Origin of the sequence: Actinoplanes sp. NPDC026619, assembly GCF_040638295.1 — a bacterium.
Classification (GTDB): domain Bacteria; phylum Actinomycetota; class Actinomycetes; order Mycobacteriales; family Micromonosporaceae; genus Actinoplanes.
Genome location: NZ_JBEZYA010000036.1, coordinates 39,854 through 57,872 on the forward strand (window position 1 = coordinate 39,854; position 18,019 = coordinate 57,872).

General features: G+C 71.9%; 13 protein-coding genes. 4 read left to right on the forward strand and 9 right to left on the reverse strand.

The window, feature by feature from the left end:
- Positions 1-12: 12 nt before the first annotated feature.
- The 4 genes from AB0E90_RS45065 to AB0E90_RS45080 are packed head-to-tail and all read right to left on the reverse strand — an operon-like array spanning position 13 to position 7,309.
- Positions 13-2,376 (reverse strand): acetyl-CoA acetyltransferase, encoded by a 2,364-nt coding sequence (locus AB0E90_RS45065; protein WP_360418635.1) that lies wholly within the window; start codon positions 2,374-2,376, stop codon positions 13-15.
- On the reverse strand, positions 2,367-3,476 hold the full coding sequence (locus AB0E90_RS45070) for an NAD(P)-dependent alcohol dehydrogenase (protein WP_360418637.1): 1,110 nt from the start codon (positions 3,474-3,476) through the stop codon (positions 2,367-2,369). The genes AB0E90_RS45065 and AB0E90_RS45070 overlap by 10 nt, the downstream gene beginning before the upstream one ends.
- Positions 3,477-3,486: 10 nt before the next feature.
- A complete protein-coding gene (locus tag AB0E90_RS45075; RefSeq protein WP_360418639.1) occupies positions 3,487-4,971 on the reverse strand; it encodes an aldehyde dehydrogenase family protein in 1,485 nt (494 codons plus the stop codon).
- Positions 4,972-4,984: 13 nt separating this feature from the next.
- A complete protein-coding gene (locus tag AB0E90_RS45080; protein ID WP_360418641.1) occupies positions 4,985-7,309 on the reverse strand; it encodes a CoA transferase in 2,325 nt (774 codons plus the stop codon).
- 154 nt (positions 7,310-7,463) lie between these two features.
- Between AB0E90_RS45080 and AB0E90_RS45085 the strand changes: the two genes are divergently transcribed.
- Positions 7,464-8,378, forward strand: coding sequence for a LysR family transcriptional regulator (locus AB0E90_RS45085; RefSeq protein WP_360418643.1), 915 nt, complete (start codon positions 7,464-7,466; stop codon positions 8,376-8,378).
- Between the two features lie 192 nt (positions 8,379-8,570).
- On the opposite strand, the gene AB0E90_RS45090 is transcribed toward AB0E90_RS45085, so the two are convergent.
- Positions 8,571-9,236: a helix-turn-helix domain-containing protein gene (locus AB0E90_RS45090; protein WP_360418645.1), complete on the reverse strand. Its 666-nt coding sequence runs from the start codon at positions 9,234-9,236 to the stop codon at positions 8,571-8,573.
- 138 nt (positions 9,237-9,374) lie between these two features.
- Here AB0E90_RS45090 and AB0E90_RS45095 point away from each other — a divergent pair, with 138 nt between their 5' ends.
- Genes AB0E90_RS45095 through AB0E90_RS45105 form a run of 3 tightly spaced genes read left to right on the forward strand, consistent with a single transcriptional unit; the run spans position 9,375 to position 12,078 of the window.
- Positions 9,375-9,839 carry a MarR family transcriptional regulator gene (locus AB0E90_RS45095; protein WP_360418647.1) on the forward strand — a complete coding sequence of 155 codons (465 nt, stop codon included), beginning with the start codon at positions 9,375-9,377 and terminating at the stop codon, positions 9,837-9,839.
- On the forward strand, positions 9,836-11,485 hold the full coding sequence (locus AB0E90_RS45100) for an MDR family MFS transporter (protein ID WP_360418649.1): 1,650 nt from the start codon (positions 9,836-9,838) through the stop codon (positions 11,483-11,485). Before AB0E90_RS45095 ends, AB0E90_RS45100 begins: the two co-directional genes overlap by 4 nt.
- A gap of 17 nt (positions 11,486-11,502) precedes the next feature.
- On the forward strand, positions 11,503-12,078 hold the full coding sequence (locus AB0E90_RS45105) for an NAD(P)H-dependent oxidoreductase (protein WP_360418651.1): 576 nt from the start codon (positions 11,503-11,505) through the stop codon (positions 12,076-12,078).
- Between the two features lie 10 nt (positions 12,079-12,088).
- Here AB0E90_RS45105 and AB0E90_RS45110 read toward each other — a convergent pair whose 3' ends face one another.
- The 4 genes from AB0E90_RS45110 to AB0E90_RS45125 form a co-directional block, all read right to left on the reverse strand.
- Positions 12,089-13,153 (reverse strand): MBL fold metallo-hydrolase, encoded by a 1,065-nt coding sequence (locus tag AB0E90_RS45110; RefSeq protein ID WP_360418653.1) that lies wholly within the window; start codon positions 13,151-13,153, stop codon positions 12,089-12,091.
- 42 nt (positions 13,154-13,195) lie between these two features.
- Entirely contained in the window at positions 13,196-13,531 is a 336-nt protein-coding gene (locus AB0E90_RS45115) for a hypothetical protein (RefSeq protein ID WP_360418655.1), read from the reverse strand.
- Positions 13,528-14,556 (reverse strand): hypothetical protein, encoded by a 1,029-nt coding sequence (locus tag AB0E90_RS45120; RefSeq protein WP_360418657.1) that lies wholly within the window; start codon positions 14,554-14,556, stop codon positions 13,528-13,530. Before AB0E90_RS45120 ends, AB0E90_RS45115 begins: the two co-directional genes overlap by 4 nt.
- A gap of 161 nt (positions 14,557-14,717) precedes the next feature.
- A complete protein-coding gene (locus AB0E90_RS45125) occupies positions 14,718-17,993 on the reverse strand; it encodes an AAA family ATPase (RefSeq protein ID WP_360418659.1) in 3,276 nt (1,091 codons plus the stop codon).
- Positions 17,994-18,019: the final 26 nt, after the last annotated feature.

The window sequence follows — 18,019 nt, forward strand, 5'->3', positions numbered from 1 at the left end:
GCTGTGCCGGGGTCAGCGGTTACGCCACTGCGGCTTTCGCTTCTGGGCGAAGGCGGTCAGTCCTTCCCGGGCGTCCTCGCTGATCATCAGGTCGTCGAGAGCGGAGCTGTGGTGGGTGACCGCGTCGACGACGTCGGGAATGCCACGCGATTCCTCCATCACCTGCAGCGAGATGCGCACGGAGGTGGGTGACGAGTCGAGGATCTCGGCGGCCAGCGCTCGCGCCCCGGCCAGCGCGGCGCCGGCCTCGGTGACCCGGTTGACCAGCCCGTGCGCGAGGGCCTCGTCGGCGGTCAGCCGGCGGCCGGTCAGGATCATCTCGTTGGCGAGCTTCGCCGGGACGGTGCGGGGCAGCCGGACGACGCCGCCGGCGCCGGCGATCAGACCGACCTTGACCTCGCTGAGCGCGAACTTCGCGGTCGCGTCGGCGACGACCAGGTGGCAGGTCAGGGCGATCTCGCAGCCGCCGCCCATGGCGAAGCCGTTGACCGCGGCGATGACCGGCTTGGGCATGCTCCGGCGGCTGGTGAGGCCGGCAAAGCCGTTCTTGGGCACCCACATCGGCTTGCCCGAGCCGGAGTAGATCAGGTCGTTGCCGGCCGAGAAGGCTTTGTCGCCGGCGCCGGTGAGGATGGCGACCCAGAGATCTTCGTCGGCGAAGTAGACGTCGAAGGCGTGGTCGAGCTCGTCGTTGGCCATCGGGTGCAGGCTGTTGCGCGCCTCGGGCCGGTTGATGGTGATCTCGAGCAGATGCCCGTCCCGGTTGATCAGGATGTGCTCGTAGCGGTCCCGCAGCACGGCTGGCTGCGGCGGGAACAGCTCGTCCATCCGGGCCTCGGTGATGGTGACCCGGTTGCCGGAGCCGAACGAGCGCACGTACACCCGTTCGCCGATCGGCTCCCCGCCGCCCAGCAGGTCGAGAACGTCGTCGCCGCGGGCGACGAACCGTCGGCCGTCGGCCTCCAGCCGCCCGACGACGATGCCGGAGCGCTTGCCGTCCCGGCTGTGCTTGACGGTGTAGGTCTCGATCGTCGCCCACCCGTCGGCCTGCCGGGCCTGCGCCGGAGCCGGCCACGAGTCGATCTCTGCCTGCAGGCCGGCGCTGTCATCCGGCCGCCACGGCGACGGCGTCGTCGTGTAGATGCCGACGGAGTACTTGCTCATCGAACCGCCGTTGGCGCCGACGAACCCGTAGCCCTTCGAGCCGCGGACAAGCTGGACGATCTCGGCGATGGCGTGCATCGAGTAGTTGTTGCCGGCCCCGCCGAAGAACGGCAGCCCGCCGGTCACGGTGAGGCCGCGCGGGTCGTCGGCCGTCAGTCCGAAGGCGTCGGCGATGTTGAACACCGGCGCCGGAAAGCAGCTGTAGAGGTCGAGGTGCGCGATCTCGTCGAAGCCGACGCCGGCCACCTCGAGGGCGTGCCGGGCAGCCGTCACCGAGGCCGGGCTGCTCGACAGGTCGGCGCGTTCCATGAGGTCGCGCTCGCGCAGGTCGGCGTGGCCGGGCAGGAAGACCCACCGGTCGGCCGGCACGCCGAGCCGGCGGGCGGCGCCGACCGACATGAGGAGTACGGCGGCGCCCTGGTTGACCTTCTCCCGGGCGACCACATACCGGGTGTACGGGTCGGCGATCGGCCGGTTCGCGGCGGTCGGTGTCACGAGCTCGCCGGCGCTGCGTTCGGTGGGCGCGGCGGAGTGCGGGTTGGCGGCGGCGACTCCGGTGAACGGGGCGAACAGTTCGCCGATCGCGGCGGCGTACTCCTCGCGGGAGAGCTTGAGGCGGGCCGCGCGGGCGTTGTCGAACAGCGCGTACTGGCTCGGCGCGTCGGTGAGGCCGTGCGAGGCCAGGTGCATCGACATCAGGCCGTGCAGACCGTAGCCGCGGTCCTCCAGGCTCCCGCCCGCGTGCTCGGTGAAGTCGGGCCGGTCGTCGGCCTTGGCGTACTTCTCGATGGTCGAGATCGCCTCGGAGCCGAAGATCAGCACCACCTCGGCGCCACCGCCGGCGATGGTCGCGGCGAACTCGTTGACGAGGTGCTGCGGGCTCTGCCCGCCGCTGACCTCCAGCACGGCCCGCTTCGGGTCGGCGCCGAGCCGGCCGGCGACCGAGCGCGGGAAGTTGTCCGAGCGCCCGAGCGGCGCCTGGGCCATGGGGGTCGAGTTCTCGAACTGCCGGGTGCCGGCGACCGTGTCGATGGCGGCGGCGATCGCATCGCGGTCCGCACCGCTGTCGGCCAGCGCCTCGCGGGCCGCGTCGGCGGCCAGGTCGACCGGCGATCGGCGCTGGTAGCCAGGGGTGTCGAGGCGTTCGGAAGCCTGCCCCACGCCCACCACGATCGGGGTGCGCGGGTCGAGGTCGTCGGTGGTCAGTGCCATGTCGTAGCTCCAGAGTCCATGATCAGAACCGGCTTGATGGCTGAGCCGTCCTTGGCTTGGGCGACCGCCTCGTTGATCTCCGAGAACGGGAAGGTCCGGACGATCTCCTCCATCGGGAACCGGTCCTTGAGGTGCCACTCGACCAATTGGGGGATGAAGGTCTGCGGGTCGGCGTCGCCCTCGATGCAGCCGCGGACGGTCTTGCCGCCGCTCATCAGGTCGCCGACATCGAGGGTCACGTCAGGACCGATGCCCACGACGACCAGCGTTCCGAGGCTGGTCAGCCCCTGGGCCGCCGTCCGGATCACCGCCGGGACGGCGGTGCTGTCGAACGCGTGGGTCGCGCCGCCACCGGTCAGCTCCCGCAGGACGGTCAGCAGGCCCGGGTCGGCGCCGTCCAGGACGTGTGTGGCGCCGGCCCTCAGGGCGGTCGCCCGGCGGGACCCGGACAGATCGACCCCGATGATCTGCCCGACGTCGAGGTTGGCGGCCGCCATGATCGCGGCCATGCCGACCCCGCCGAGCCCGAAAACGGCCAGCCGGCTGTCCGGACCCGGCTTGAGCACGTTGACGACAGCGCCCGCGCCGGTCTGGATACCGCAGCCGAACGACGCGGCGAGCGTGAGGTCGACGGCGGGGTCGACGACGACCGCGTTCCGGCGCGCGGTCACCGCGTACCGGGCGAAGCTGGACTGCCCGAAGAAGGACCCGACCACCGGCCCGGACGGGCCGGTGAGGGTCGGGCTGCCGTCGGTGCGGGCGCCGGAGGCGTTCAGTTGCTGGAAGAGGGCGCAATAGGCGGGATGACCCGAGGTGCAGCGTTCGCAGGCCCCGCAGGAGGCGTAGCTCATGATGACCTTGTCACCCGGGCGTACGTCGGCGACGTCCGAGCCGACGCGCTCGACGACGCCGGCGCCCTCGTGCCCGAGGACGGCGGCGACGCCGTCGGGGAACATGCCTTTCATCGCGAGATCGGTGTGGCACAGGCCGACCGCCTCGACCCGGACAAGAATCTCGTCCGGCCGGGGGTCATCGAGCTCCAAGTCCTGGAACGTGAAGGGCTGAGCCGGGCCGGTGCTGACGGCAGCGGTGGTTTTCATGGTTGTCCTCTCAGCGGCCCAGGCGCCGCAGCGCCTCATGCCGTGCCTCAGCGATCTTCGCGCGTACGCCGTCGGCGACGGCGGGGTTCGTCACGGTTGCCGGGCCGAGCATCGCGACGCTGCCGCCGGGAATGTTCGACGCCGCCACGGCCCGCCGGTGGCTGAACGTGTCGAAGCCCGCCTTGCCGTGATAGCTGCCCATGCCGCTCCGGCCGACGCCGCCGAACGGCACGTCCGGCAGGCTGAGGTGCACGGCGAAGTCGTTGCGGGTGACCCCACCCGAGGTGGTGCGGCGGCGGAACGTACGGAAGTCGTCGGTGTCATCGCCGTACCAATAGGCGGCGAGCGGCGAGGGATGCGCGTTGACGTAATCGATCGCCTCGGTCACGTCGTCGTACGGGTAGACCGTGAGCACCGGCCCGAACACCTCGTCCTGCGCCACCGCCATGTCCTCGGTCACGCCGAGCAACAGGGTCGGCGCGATCCGGCGCCCGGCCGGGTCGGGCAGCCGGGCGGCGTCGGCGTCACTGACCCCGAGGACCGCGGTGGCGCCCTTGGCCACGGCGTCGCGGACGAGTCCGGTCACCCGCTCGAAGTTCTTGTCGTTGACGATCGAGGTGACGGCCGGATTCGCCGGGAAGTCCGGGAACAGATCGAGGAAGGCCGCCTTGGTGCGGGCCACGAAGTCGTCGACCTTCGCCCGCGGCACGAACACGTAGTCGGGGCACAGGCAGACCTGGCCACCGTTGACCATCCGGGAGCCGGCTACCCGCTCGGCGGCGACGCCCAGATCCGCGTCGTGACCGATCACCACCGGGTTCTTGCCGCCCAGCTCAAGAGTGACCGGGGTGAGGTTGTCGGCGGCGGCGCGTTGCACGACCTTGCCCACGGCGGGGGAACCGGTGAAGAACAGGTGGTTGAACGGCAGCGAGGAGAAGGCGGTGGCGATGTCGAGTCCGCCGTTGACGACCACGAGTTCGGTGGGGTCGAACTCCTCGGCGATCGCGCGGGCCAGGACGGCGCCCGCCCGGGTGTCCACGTCAGAAAACTTGATCATGACCCGGTTGCCGGCGGCGATCGCCTCCGCCGCGGGTTGCACGACCAGGCTGACCGGGAAGTTCCACGGTCCGACGACGCCGACGACGCCGAGCGGCGTGACGTCGATCGTCGTCGGCAGGCCGGCCGCCTCGGAGCCGGCCACCTCGGCCGGAGCCATCCACTCCTCGAGATGCTCGCGCAGGTGGTCGATGTTGCCGATCGCGCTGGCGACATCGACGAAGAGGCTGAACGTGGCCGGCCGCTGACCGAAGTCGGTGTCGAGGGCCTCGGCCAGGTCGTCGGCGGCGCCCAGGACGGCGGCCAGGAGCCGGTCGAGCCGGTCACGCCGCACCTCGGCGGGTGGCGGTCCCTCCGCCAGGTAGGCGGCGCGCTGTGCGTCGAACAGGGCCCGGAGACCGGTGGTCGTGATGGTGTCGTGCAGTTCGGTGGCGGTCATGTGCTTCTTCCTCTCAGCAGAACTGGTCGACGACGCCCTCGGCGATCAGCGCGTCGACTTCTTTCCCGGACATGCCGAGCACGCGGGTGAGGACGGCGCGGGAGTGCTCGCCCATGACCGGCGCCGGCGCCAGCGGTGGATCCGCGACGTGCTGGAACAGCGCGGGACCGTTCTCGGTGGGCATCGGCCGGGCGATCCGCGGGTGGTGCATCGTCCGGAAGAAGCCGCGATGTGCCAGGTGCGGATCGTCGAGCAGCTCGGGAACGCGCTGCATCATCGCGGCCGGCACACCGGCCGCCTGCAGTTCGCCCATGGCCTGGCGGGGCGAACGCCCGGCGGTCCAGGCGCGGACTGCGGCGTCGACCTGGTCGCGGTGGGCGATCCGGTCACCCGCCGTCGGCAGATCAAGATCGGTCTTCAGTACGCCGGTGAGCCGTTGCCAGTCGTCGTCGCCGCGCACGGTCACCACGCACCACTCGTCGTCACCGGCGCAGGGGTAGACCCCGCGAGGCGCGTCGCCGGGTCCGTCGTTGCCGACCGGGACGAGCGTTCCCGGGCGTACTGATTCGAATGCCAGCTGGTGTTGCAGCTGGCCGAGAATGACCTCGGCCTGGGCCACGCTGACCGTGCCGCCTCGTCCGTCGCGGCGGCGGGCGATGAGTTTGGCGAGGATGGCGACGGCCTCGATGCGGGCGGCGACGTGGTCCGGGTAGATGGTGGAGGCGTCGCTGAAGCCGTTCTCGCTGTCCAGGTACCGCCACAGGCCGCTCAGCCCCGCGGAGGCGCGGACCAGCGGGCCGTAGCCGAGGCGGCGGCTCCACGGGCCGGTCGGGCCGAAGGCGCTGCTGTCGGCCACGACGATGCCGGGGTTGATGGCCTTGAGCTGGTCGTATCCGAGGCCGAGCGACTCCATGGTGCCGGGCTTGAAGTTCGAGACCACCACGTCCGACTCCGCGACGAGGCGTTTGAAGATCGCGATGCCTTCGTCGCGGCGCAGGTTGAGGCCGAGGCCGAGCTTGTTGCGGTGACCGTAGGCGAACGACGCGCTGATCGGGGCGCCGTCGAGGGTCTGCCGGCTGCCGTCGGGGAAGGCCTTGTTCTCCACCTTGATGACGTCGGCGCCCAGGTCGGCGAAGAGCCGGCCGAGTTCGGCGCCGACGACGATGACGCCGAGGTCGAGTATCCGGAGCCCGGCAAGCGGGCGGTTCCGGCCGGCCGGGACGATCGGTGACTCCACCGGCTTCAGGGCGCCGAGGACCTCGCCGGTGTGCTGTCCGTGCTCCGGTGGGGGCGTGTGGATGCCGGCGCGGCGGCCGTCCACCTCCAGGAAGCCGTTGGGCATGAGCGCACCGGGAACACCCGGCACGCCGGTGAAGGCCTCCCGGGCGGTGAACTGCTCGGCGTGCAGCACCTCGGTGGGCGACAGCAGCGCCGCGGTGGGTACGCCGTACCGCTGGCCCTCGGCGACGATCTGCTCCCGCGTACGCGTCGCGAACAACCGGCCGATGGCCGGATAGATCTGCCCGGCAGCGGCGAAGCGCCGGTGGAGTTTCGCCAGCTCCGGGTCGGCGAACTCCTCGGGTTCACCGAGCCAGGTGAACATTCCCTTCCACTGCCGTGGGGCCAGGATGCAGATGCGGACCGAGCCGTCGGCGCACGGGAAGATCGGGTAGAGGTGCCGGGCGTCCGGCCGTCCGCGCGGGCCGTCGGCGACGGGTACGCCGCCGTTGGCGCTGCCACCGATCCCGAAGCCGGGATCGATGGCCTGGGCGGTGGCCTCGAACACCGAGACGTCCACGAGGTCGCCGGCTCCGGTGCCGAGCCGGTTGTCGTAGGCGACCAGCGCCGCCCATGCGGCCTGCGCGGCGGCCGACTCGTACGCCAGGGAGCCCGGCGGCAGCAGCGGCTCCCGGCCCGGCAGGCCGGAACGGGACAGCACGCCGGCCAGGGCGAGGTGCGTCCACTCGGTCGCCTGCCAGCCCCGGTAGGGGCCGGTGAGCCCGAAGTCGGTGATCGCCACGATCACCAGTTCCGGTCGCCGGCCCCGGAGCTCGTCCAGGTCGCCGGCGGCGTTGGTGACCAGGATGTCAGCGGTGTCGACCAGGCGGTGGAAGCCGTCCGCGTCCACCACGACGGCGCGCTTGTTGGCGTTGTGGGTGGCGTAGTAGAGGCTCACCCCGTCGACCACCGGCGCCTGCCGCCGGGACGCGGCACCCTCCGGTGGCTCGGCCCGGATCACGTCGGCGCCGAGGTCCGCGAACAGGCGGGAGGTCATCTCCCCAAGCCCGTCGGTGCGGTCCACGACCCGGACTCCGGTCAGGGGCAGTCTTGCGTCCACGGCGGCCTCCTCGGCGTGCGGTGCGGTAGGTCACACGATCACCGCCGGGCCGGGGGTCCGTAAATCACTGTTTCGCGCACGTTACGTGCCGCGATCCGCAACGTGTCCGGGCTATTCATTGCCGGTGATCGTTCAGTAACGTCAGACTGGCCGGATGGACATCGCGCAGCTGCGCTGCTTCCTCACCGTGGCCGAGGAACTGCACTTCGGCCGGGCGGCCGAGCGCCTGCACATGACCGCCTCGCCGGTGAGCCGGATCGTCAAGGATCTCGAACGGGAACTGGATGCCGAGCTGTTCGTCCGCGGTTACCACCAGATCCAGCTGACTCCGGCCGGCCGGGAGCTCGCGCTGCGCGTGCCGCCGCTGCTCGCCGAGTTCGACCGGCTGCGCAGCGATATCCAGCTGGTTGCCGCCGGGGCGGAACGGGTGGTGCGCCTGGGTGGCTCGCACCTGTCACCGCCGCGCATCCTGGACACCGTCGTGGAGTGCACCGAGCAGGGAAATCCGGGCCGCCGGGTCGACGTCGAGCTGGCGCCGTCGTCGGAGCTGCTGCCGGCTCTGAGCCGCGGCGAACTGGATGCCGCTGTCGTCCACCTGCCGGTCGACGAGCCGGTCCTCCAGACCCTGCCGCTGGCGTCGTACCGCTTCTACATCGTGATGCGCCGCGACGACCCGCTGGCCGGCCGCCCGGCGCTGGCCGTGGCCGAGCTGGGCGACCGGACCCTGGTAACCATGCCGTTGTCGGTGCAGCCCCGGGCCATGAAGCAGATGCGCGACGAGTTGCTGAGCAAGGGTTTGCGGCAGCTGAGGTCGGTGGCCGGCGCGGACTCTGCCATGATCGCCGGTCACGTGCGCCGGACCGGCGACCTTGCCCTCTCGCTGGCCCCGGAGACCGGCGGATCGGCGCGCGTGTTCGACGATCCGGCGTTCGCCATCGTGCCCCTCACCGATGGCCCGCGATTCCACCTGGGCCTGGCCTGGCTGGCCGCCCGCACCAGCGACCCGGTGGTCAGTGGCACGGTCGCCGCGGTCCGGGAACGCTGGGCGGACGGCGAGCTGGAGATCTGACCCGCCCGGCGGCAGACCTGGACCGCCCTGCGGGAGGCCGGCCTGCGGCCGGCCGCCGAGCGGGGCATCGAGCACTCTTCGTCGGGGCAGGGGACGCGGCACCGGCAGCGTAGCGGTTGCCATAGCTGGGGACCGGTCCCCAGTTCATGTTACTTTCCGTGAACGAGTCTGCGCATGCGAGGACGATCCTGCTCACCGGCGCGGTGGTAGCCGGGCCCCGGGCTCGTGGCGCAGTCGCATCGCGGCGAGCATCGCGGTCTCGGTCGGTGGCGGGGGAGCGTCGGTGGCGGCGGACGCGCGAAGACCGTCGAGGGCGAAGGACAGCTGCCGCCGCCAGCCCTCCGGCGCGTACGTGCCGGTCCGGCGCACCACTCCGGCGTTCGCCATCAACAGCAGGACGAAGTCCGGTGGGGTGAAGTCGGGGCGCAGGCCGCCCGGGACCTGCGCGCGGGCGATCACCTCGGTCGTCCGCTCCTGGCCGAGCTTCCGCAGCCGGGTGAGCCGGTCGTCCACGTCGACGATGGTCGTGGTCAGCAGTTCGGAGATGCCGCGGTCGGTGGCCTGCAGCTCGCACAGGTAGGTCACGTAGCCGACGAACGCCGCCCAGCCGTCGGGCATGGCCAGCGCATGATCGGCGGCGCGCAGGTAATCGGCCATCCGGTCGGCGAACACTTCCCAGATCAGCTCGCGCCGGTCGGGGAAACGCCGGTACAGGGTGGCGTTGCCGACGCCGGCCCGCTTGGCGATGTCGTCGAGCGGCGCGTCGAGCCCGTGCTCGCCGAAGACCTCTTTGGCGGCAGCGAGCAGGGCAGTCCGGTTGCGCTGGGCGTCCGCCCGCATCCGATGCCCCGCGACCATGCCGACAGCCTATCGAGCGTAACGGGGAGTGATTCCCCGTTTGCCCTTACGCGAAGTGACTTTCTCAAGGAGAAATCTTGCGCATTGGGCAATATGGCGGCATGCTTGCGTGCAGCAACCAGTGATGGCGGTGGGGACTTGGACGCGAAACAAGAGCTCGGACTGCGACTCCAGGACCTCTTCAAGTGCATGCGTCTGATCAAGCAAAGCCGTGCGGTGCAGCGGCCGGCGATCCCGGCCGGTCTGCTCGGTGTGCTGGCTCAGATCGATGACCTGCCCGCCGGTTGTCACGCCCGCGAACTCGCGGCGCGAACGTCGCTCGACCCGTCCACCATCAGCCGGGCCGTCGCCGCGTTGGTGACACACGGACTGGTGGAGCGCCGCCCGGATCCGCACGACGGCCGCGCCAGCGTGCTGGTCGTCACCGCGGCCGGCCACGCCGCCATGGCCGACACCGTCGAGTGGATCGGCCGGGTCCTCGACCAGGCGCTGGCCGGCTGGTCGGCCGCGGAGGTCACGGCGCTGACCGTCGCTGTTGCCCGCTTCACCCATGACATCGAGGCTTCCCTCGCCTCTCGTGACAACCTGGAGGTCGCGCGATGAGCGCACCCGCACCGACGATCGACGAGGCGTCCGGCGACGCGGCGCCGATGACCCACCGGCAGACCCTGGAGGCGCTCTCCGGTCTGCTGCTGGTCCTCTTCGTCGCCATGCTGAGCAGCACGGTCGTGTCGACCGCGCTGCCGAAGATCATCGGTTCGCTGAACGGCTCGCAGACCCAGTACACCTGGGTCGTCACGGCCACTCTGCTCAGTGCGACCGCGACCACCCCGATCTGGGGCAAGCTGGCCGACCTGTTCAGCAAGAAGCTCCTGATCCAGCTGTCCATCGTGATCTTCGTGCTGGGCTCGGTGATCGCCGGCTTCAGTCAGAGCGCCGGGCAGCTCATCGCCGCTCGCGCCTTCCAAGGCATCGGGGTCGGCGGCCTGCAGGCCCTCGTCCAGGTTGCGATCGCCGCGATGATCCCGCCCCGCGAGCGCGGTCGCTACAACGGCTACCTCGGTGGCGTGATGGCCCTCGCGACCGTCGGCGGGCCACTGCTCGGCGGCCTGATCGTGGACACCTCCTGGCTCGGCTGGCGCTGGTGCTTCTTCATCGGGATCCCGGTGGCGGTCATCGCCCTGATCCTGCTGCAGGCCACCCTGCACCTGACGACGATCCGCCGGGAGAATGTCAAGATCGACTATGCCGGCGCGTTCCTCATCGCCGCCGGCGTCAGCGTGCTGCTGGTCTGGATCTCCTTCGTGGACGACTCGTTCGCCTGGTTGTCCTGGCAGACCTTCGCCATGGTCGGCGCGTCGATCCTGCTGCTCGCGCTGGCCGTCTGGGTCGAGTCCCGGGCCGCCGAGCCGGTCGTGCCGCTGGACATCATCCGGGAGCGCACCACCGCCATGTCGATCATCGCCAGCCTCGCGGTCGGCATGGCCATGTTCGGCGGCGCGGTCTTCCTCGGCCAGTACTTCCAGATCGGCCGCGGCTACAGCCCGACCGAGGCCGGCCTGCTCACCATCCCGCTGATGGCCGGCGTCCTGGTCACCTCGATCGTGACCGGCAAGATGATCACCAAGTCCGGCAAGATCAAGCCCTACATCATCGCCGGTACGGTCGTGCTGGTCGCCGGATTCGGAGTCCTCTCCACCATCGACCACGAGACCCCGCTGTGGTTCGTCGGGATCGGCATGTTCCTGGTCGGCGCGGGCGTCGGCATGTCGATGCAAAATCTCGTCCTCGCCGTACAGAACACCGTCGCGCTCAAGGACATCGGCGCGGCCAGCGCCGCGGTGGCGTTCTTCCGCTCGCTCGGCGGCACCATCGGCGTCTCGGTGCTCGGCGCGGTGCTCGCCCGCCGGGTGACCGACCAGATCACCCACGATCTGGCCGCTTCCGGCGTCTCCGCCCCGGCCGGCGGCGGCACCAGCACCCTGAACATCAGCGCCCTGCCGGAGGCGTTCCAGCACATCGTCCGGGCCGCCTACGGTGACGCCACCGGGCACATCTTCCTGATCTCCGCGATCATCGCGCTGGTCGGAGTCGTCGCCGCCCTGCTGCTCAAGCCGAGCACCCTGCGCACCAGCGTCGACCTGCCCGACGCCGGCCGATCCGTCGCCGTGGCGGCCGACGCGATCGACGGGGCGCCCGCCTTCGACCAGGTGAGCATCGACCCGGGTGAAACGCCGGCCCGCCGCTGATCTGGGAGTCCAGAGACATGCTGATTCAGATCATCACCGGCACCACCCGCGAGGGCCGCTTCAGCGAGCGGGTCGCCGGCTGGGTGTTCGATCACCTCGACCAGCGGGCCGGCACCGACGCCGAGATCGTCGACCTGCGCGACCATCCGTTGCCGTTCTTCGACGCGCCGCCGCCGGCCAAGGCGCCGCGCGAGTACGCCACCGACGAGGTCGCGCGGCTCGGCACCACTCTCGACCGGGCCGACGGCTACATCGTGGTCACCGCCGAGTACAACCACGGCTATCCGGCGGTGCTCAAGAACGCCATGGACTGGACGTTCGTCGAGTGGACGCGCAAGCCGATCTCGTTCGTCGGCTGGGGGAACGTCGGCGGCGCGCGGGCCATCGAGCAGTTGCGGCTGGTCGCCGTCGAGTTCGAGATGGCGCCGTTGCGGCACGCCGTGCACATCCTGCCGGACACCATGATCGCCGCCCGGCAGACCGCCGAGCAGAGCGTCTTCGCCCCGCTCCAGCCGCGGCTCGAGCTGCTCACCGAGGATCTGCTGTGGTGGGCCACCGCGCTGCGCGCCGGACGGTCGAGCCGACCCTCCTGAACTGACGGCCTCAGCCCACGGCCGGCCGGCGCCAGGCGATCGGTTCGCCGGGGAGCCGGACCAGCCGGCCGGTGGCGAGCAGGTGGTGCAGGTGGGCGACCGTCTCGGCGAGCGCCATCCGCAGCATCATGCCCTGCAACGACGCCCATCCCCGGGACCAGGTCAGCTCACCGGCGATCGTCCACGCCGGTGCCGCCGGCATCCGGTCGACCACGGCGAGGATCTCGGCGATCCGCTCCTCGTGGTGGGTGATGAGCCCGGTGGCGCGCCGGTCGACACCCCGGAAGCGGTATTCGTGGGCGGGCAGCGCCTCGAAGTCGCCGAAACGCGTCGTCCGCGCGAGCGAGCCGAGGTATTCGGTCAGCGGATCGCTGTCGTCGTGCGTGCCGATGTTCGGGCTGATCCGGGGGAGCAGATGGTCGCCGGTGAGCAGGATCCCCGCGCCGGCGTCCTGCAGGCAGAGGTGACCGGGCGTGTGCCCCGGGGTCCAGACGGCCCGGACCTCACGTCCGGGAACGGGCAGCCGCTCGCCGTCGGCGATGAGGCGGTCGGGTTCCGCCATGTCCAGCATGTCGGCGATCCGGGCCGGATCAACGGCCAGATCAACGCCCACCTCATCGGGTACGCCGTGACGGCTCAGCCATCGCCCGTCGTCCCGGGCGCCGCGGTCGCGCCAGATCCGGCCGGGCAGCGTGGCGACCTCGGCCGGGTGCATCCCGATCCAGGCGCCCGACTCCTCGCGCAGCCAGCCGCTGAGCCCGTGGTGATCGGGGTGCACGTGGGTCGCCACGACTCCGCGCACATCGGTCAGGTCCGCTCCGGCCGCGGCCAGGCCGGCCTTGAGAGCGTTCCGCCCGTCCGCCGTGTCCCAGCCCGGATCGATGAGCACGACGCCCGTGTCGTCGACGAAGGCGTAGCTGAGCGTGTACCGCAGCGGGTTGTGCGGGATCGGCACCGGCACCGACCACACGCCCGGCCGCACCTCCTCCACCGGCGGGAGGACCCGTTGCGCCCAGGCCCGGTGCTGGGCGCTCCCGGTGACCTCCACCTCGTTGCCGTTCACGCCGGTTGCCACCTCTCGAGTTGATCAGATCTGGGCTGACTGCCGCGCGGAAGCTCAGGCGCGCCGCCAGAAGAGATCGTGGAGGTAGGACAGCTCGGTGTCCGCCGCGGCGGCGGGCCCGGAGTCGCCGCAGAAGGTGAGCGCGACGACGTTGCGGCACCAGCGCATGCGCTCGTCCGTGGCATCGGCGGGCGCCCTGGACGGGGTGTCTCCGAACGCGATCTCCGCCTGGATCGCCGCGTGGATCTCCAGCGGCGACGGGTAGCCGGTCGGCTGAAGCGCGGACCGGAAGAGGGCCTCGGCGAGTTGCAGCTGGGCCGCCGCGTCCCCGGCCTGCGCGGCCGAGGCCAGGCGCCGGAGATCGTCGGCGGCGTCGGGCGTCGTGGTCAACGCGTCGTCCTCATCCGGCCCGCGCGAGGGAACGGGACCACCGTGCCGTCGCCCTCGGGGCCCGGTCCGGCCGGCGGGGTGGTCCGGGATGCCGTCCGGGCGGCGAGATCGTGCGCGATGGTGGCGGCGAGCCGATCGGCGGTCGCGTGATCCAGGCGGGACGAACCGGTTTCGACCGCGACGTATTCGGGTCCGGCCGGTGCGTCGTTCCGGACGCCGTCCCAGGCCAGGCCGGCCCACCCGGGGTGGTGGTCGACGGCGGTCGAGCGCAGGCAGCCGGCGCGCAGCACGAGCATGCCGGCCGCGACCGTCCGCAGTGCGGCCGGGCCGTCCTGCTGCGCGAGGACCACCGCTTCCATCGCACCGCGCCCGACGATCTCCACCGGGTTCCAGCCGGTGTCGATGTGCAGCCAGGGCGCCGCCGGGCTGCCGAACCCCTCGCCGAGCTCGCTCAGCGCGTGCCGGCTGCGCGCCAGGCACCCGGCGCCCGGATCGTCGCCGGCCAGATTGTCGCCGGCCGGCAACAGCCCGGGGAAGACCACGGTGTTGACGTCGGCGTCGAGAAGCCGTTCCAGCGCGGTGGCCACCCCGGGCCGGAGCAGAGCGGCGGGGCTGAGCGACAGGTGGATGTCGCGCGGGCCCCGATCAGCGCGGACGAGCGCCACCGCCGCGTCGACGCAGTCGATCACGACGACCGACTCGGGCAGGCCGGTGGCGAGTCCGCGGCGCACCTCGCCGGCCGACACCACGCCGGCCAGCAGCGAGTCGGGGCGGCGCGTCCGGTCGGTGGCGAGGGACGTGCCCACCCGTACCGTCGCCGCGGTGTTCTGGTTTTCCGATGACGGGGCGCCGTAGGCGACCTCGACCCGCCGATCGGCCAGCAGCCGCCGGAGAAGGGCATCGGCCGGTTCGAGAGACTCCGGGCCGAGCACCTCGCGCAGCGCCGGCGGAGCCGGGCGGACGAGGCGGACGTGCACGGGATCGGGCAGCCGGCGAAGAAGTGCGTCCGCGGCGAACAGCGGCATGAAGCCCGGACCGATTACGGCGACTTGCGCGGGTCCGGTGGGTTCGGCTCGTCGAGTGAATCGTGGCTCTATGGGCAGGGGAGCTGTCATGGACGCCTCCGTTAACAAACTCGTAACCGGTTGGCGTTCAAAACGAGCGGGTGTCGTTCAGTGCGACCCGTTCAACGGCGACTGAACGGGCCGGTGCGCAGCGCCATGACCGGGCCGTGCTCGGGCTCGTAGGCGCAGAACAGGCCGGTCCGGACGGTGACCGAGAGGTGTTCGCCGACGTCCGGGAGCGCCTCGCCGATACGCGCGATCGAGGCACGCAGCGCGCGGGTCACATTCAGCCGCGCCCGTTCGGCGGCCGAGGCGGCCAGCCGGTTGCGCCCGCCCAGCCCGACGGCATGCGCCAGCTCGGAGGTCAGCGAGTCGATCTCGGCCTCGATGGCGCTCGCGGTGTCGTCGTCGCCGGCGAGGATGGCCTCGTCGAGCCGCTCCCGTAACTCGGTGACCCGGGTGCGGAAGGCGGTCTTGGCGCGGGTGTCCAGGAGCGGGCCGGCGTCGCCGAGTGTCCGGCGGGCGGTGGCGTCGCCCGCCGCAGTGGTGACGAGGTCGAGGACGTGTCGCTCGGCGCCCGGCCGGCGGAGGAGCTCGGCCAGATAGGTCAGGCCCTTGGTGTCCTTGAGCCAGACCGTCGACGCCCCGCGGCCGACCACCCAGTGGTCCGGATGCCGTTCGAGGAAGGCCCCGGTGAGCGAGCCCGGCGCGGCCCGGGGCGGGTCCGGCGGCGCGGCGGTGACCGGCTTCGGTTGCTCCAGGATGCGGCTGAGACCGAGGGTCGCGGCCTGCTGGCGGGCCTGCGCCAGGTCGGCTGCGGCCGACCCCGGGCCGGTGGTCGCCGCCAGCAGGCGGGCCCGCGCCATCCGGACCCGGGTGGGCCAGGCGCGCGCACCCAACAGGCGGCTGACCTCGTCGGCCTGGGCGAGGTGCCGTTCGGCGGCCGGCGCGTCACCGAGGTAGGTGGCGAGCCGGCCGAGCGTCAGCGCGACCGGGCCCAGCACGGCCCAGCCGTCGCCGACCACCGCGACCCGGTCGCCGTAGGGGCCGAGCACTCCGTAGAGCTTGCGGGCGGCGTCGGCCTCGTCCTCCCGGACGGCGACGTCGGCCAGCCGTACCGACGACGTCAGCAGCGCGCGCCGGTTCCGGTAGGTGGCGACCACCTCCAGCCCGCGGCGAAGAGCCTCGCGCGCGTCGGCCCGGCGACCGGCGTGACTGAGCGCCAGCGCCGCGATCGACCAGACGTGGTGCCCGTGCTCGTGCGCCACCAGGCGGACCTGCTCGGCGAACTGGTCGTCGTCGGCGCTGCGCAGGTCGTCCAGCAGCGGCGCCCGCATGTGCATGACCGCGAATTGACTTTCCCGCGTCGGCACCCGCTCGGCGAGCAGCGCGGCCTCCTCGATCAACGCCCACATCCGGTCGAAGTCCGCGTCGAGCAACGCCATCGAGCCCAGGCTGGTCAGCCGGCGCAGCGTCCAGCGGGGAGTGCGCAGCCGGCCGGCGAGACCGACGATCTGGGTCAGCAACGCGTCGGCGGCCGGGCGGTCGACCGATTCGATCGCGTGTCCGTACGCGTTCAGGTAGGCGTGCATGGTCATCTCGTCGTCGCCGCGGCGCCGGGCGGCCTCGGCCAGTTCGGCGACGATGTCGATCCGCTGCTTCAGCGTGCCCGGTTCCCACTCCACGTGCAGCTGGGCGAGCAGGGCCCGGCTGAGCGTCATGTCATCGGCGGACCTGCGCGCCGCCTCCACCGCCTCGCGCGCCGCGGCCGAGGCCTTCTCGAATCCCTCGTCGAAGACGGCGATGAACTCGGCCAGCTCGGCGAGGATGGCCGAGCGCAGGCTGAGCTCGTCGCCGGGCAGCCGGCTCAGCGCCTCCCGCAGCAGCATCACCAGATCCGGCCGGGCGTGATAACCGGTGGTCCCGTCGATGCAGCAGCCGAGCGCGGCCCGGGCGTACAACTGGGGCGAACCGGTCCGGTCGGCGATGTCGAGAGCTTCCCGGTAGGTCTGCGCGGCGACCCGGGCGCCATCACTGCGGGTCTGCACGTCCGCGACATCCAGGATCGCCTCGGTGAGCCGCTCGGGCGGGGTCAGCGGCTCCCGTTCGAGAAGGCGGCGGACGTTGCTCAGGTGCCGCAGCGCATTGTCGTACGCATAGGCGCCGCGAGCCTGCGCGGCAGCGGCCCGGCTGTACCGGACGGCCCGCTCGACGCCGTCGAGCGCGGCAGCCTCGACGTAATGACCGGCCAGCCGGGCGAGGTACGGGGCCGGGTCGGCGAGCCGCAGCCGCTCGAGCGCCTCGGCCGCCCGCAGGTGCAGTTCGGTCCGGGCGGCGGCCGGCAATTGCTCGACCACCACGGTGCGCATGAGCCCGTGACTGAACGAGAGCCGGCCGTCGGGCCCGTCGCCGAGGTCCAGAATCCGCGCGGCCAGCGGTTCCGCCAGCCGGTCGAGGATGTCGCCCAGCGCCAGCCCGCAGACCGCCGCCAGCTCCTTGACGTCCACCGCCCGGCCCATCACGGCGGCCGCGCGCAGCACCTGGAGGGTGTTCTCGTCGAAACGGGCGAGCCGGCGCAACAGGACCTCTCGCAGGCTGCCCGGGATTCGGCTGGCCCGGCCCTCGGCGGCCATCAGCCGGGCCACCTGGCGGGCGAACAGGGGGTTGCCACCGCTGTCGCTCAGCACGTCGGCCACGACGGCGGCCGTGTCCAGCTCGGGGATGGTCTGGGCCAGCAGCGTGGCGATCTCGGCCAGGGAGAGCCCGGCGAGCTCGACGCTGCGGGCGAGTCGCGCCAGATCGAACTGGGTCGAGGCCCACGAGCTGTCCGGGTCGATGTCGACGTCCAGGTGGGTGCCGATCACCAGGATCGGGGCCTGGCGGAGCTGGCGGGCCAGGAAGACGAGGCAGCGCAGCGAGGAGCGGTCGGCCAGGTGCAGATCATCGAGGACCACCAGCAGCGGCTGGGAGTGGCCGGCGGCCAGCAGCGTCCGGGTGATGGCGTCGTGCAGGACGAACTGCGCCTGCGCATCGGCCGTGCCGCTGCCGCGGGAGGGCGGGCTGACGTACTCCGGCACCAGCAGGCCGAGTTCGGCGTAGGCCGGCCCGAGCTGGCGCTGCAACTCCGCGGGCGGGATCGACGGCACCACGCTGCGCAGAATCTGGGTCCAGACCCAGAACGGCGGCTGCTCGTCATCCTCGGTGCTGGTGCCCCAGTGCACCGAGAAGCCCAGGTCGCGGCATTCGGCCACCACCTGCTCGGCCAGGGAGGTCTTGCCCACCCCCGGCTCGCCCCGGATGAGCGTGAGCCCACCATGGCCCGCGGCTGCCCGCCGTGCGTGGTCGAGCAGCTCGGCGAGCTCATGCACCCGGCCGACAAATCCCGCCTCGTCCGTCATCCTGGATCAGGCTAGCCAGCCGAAGG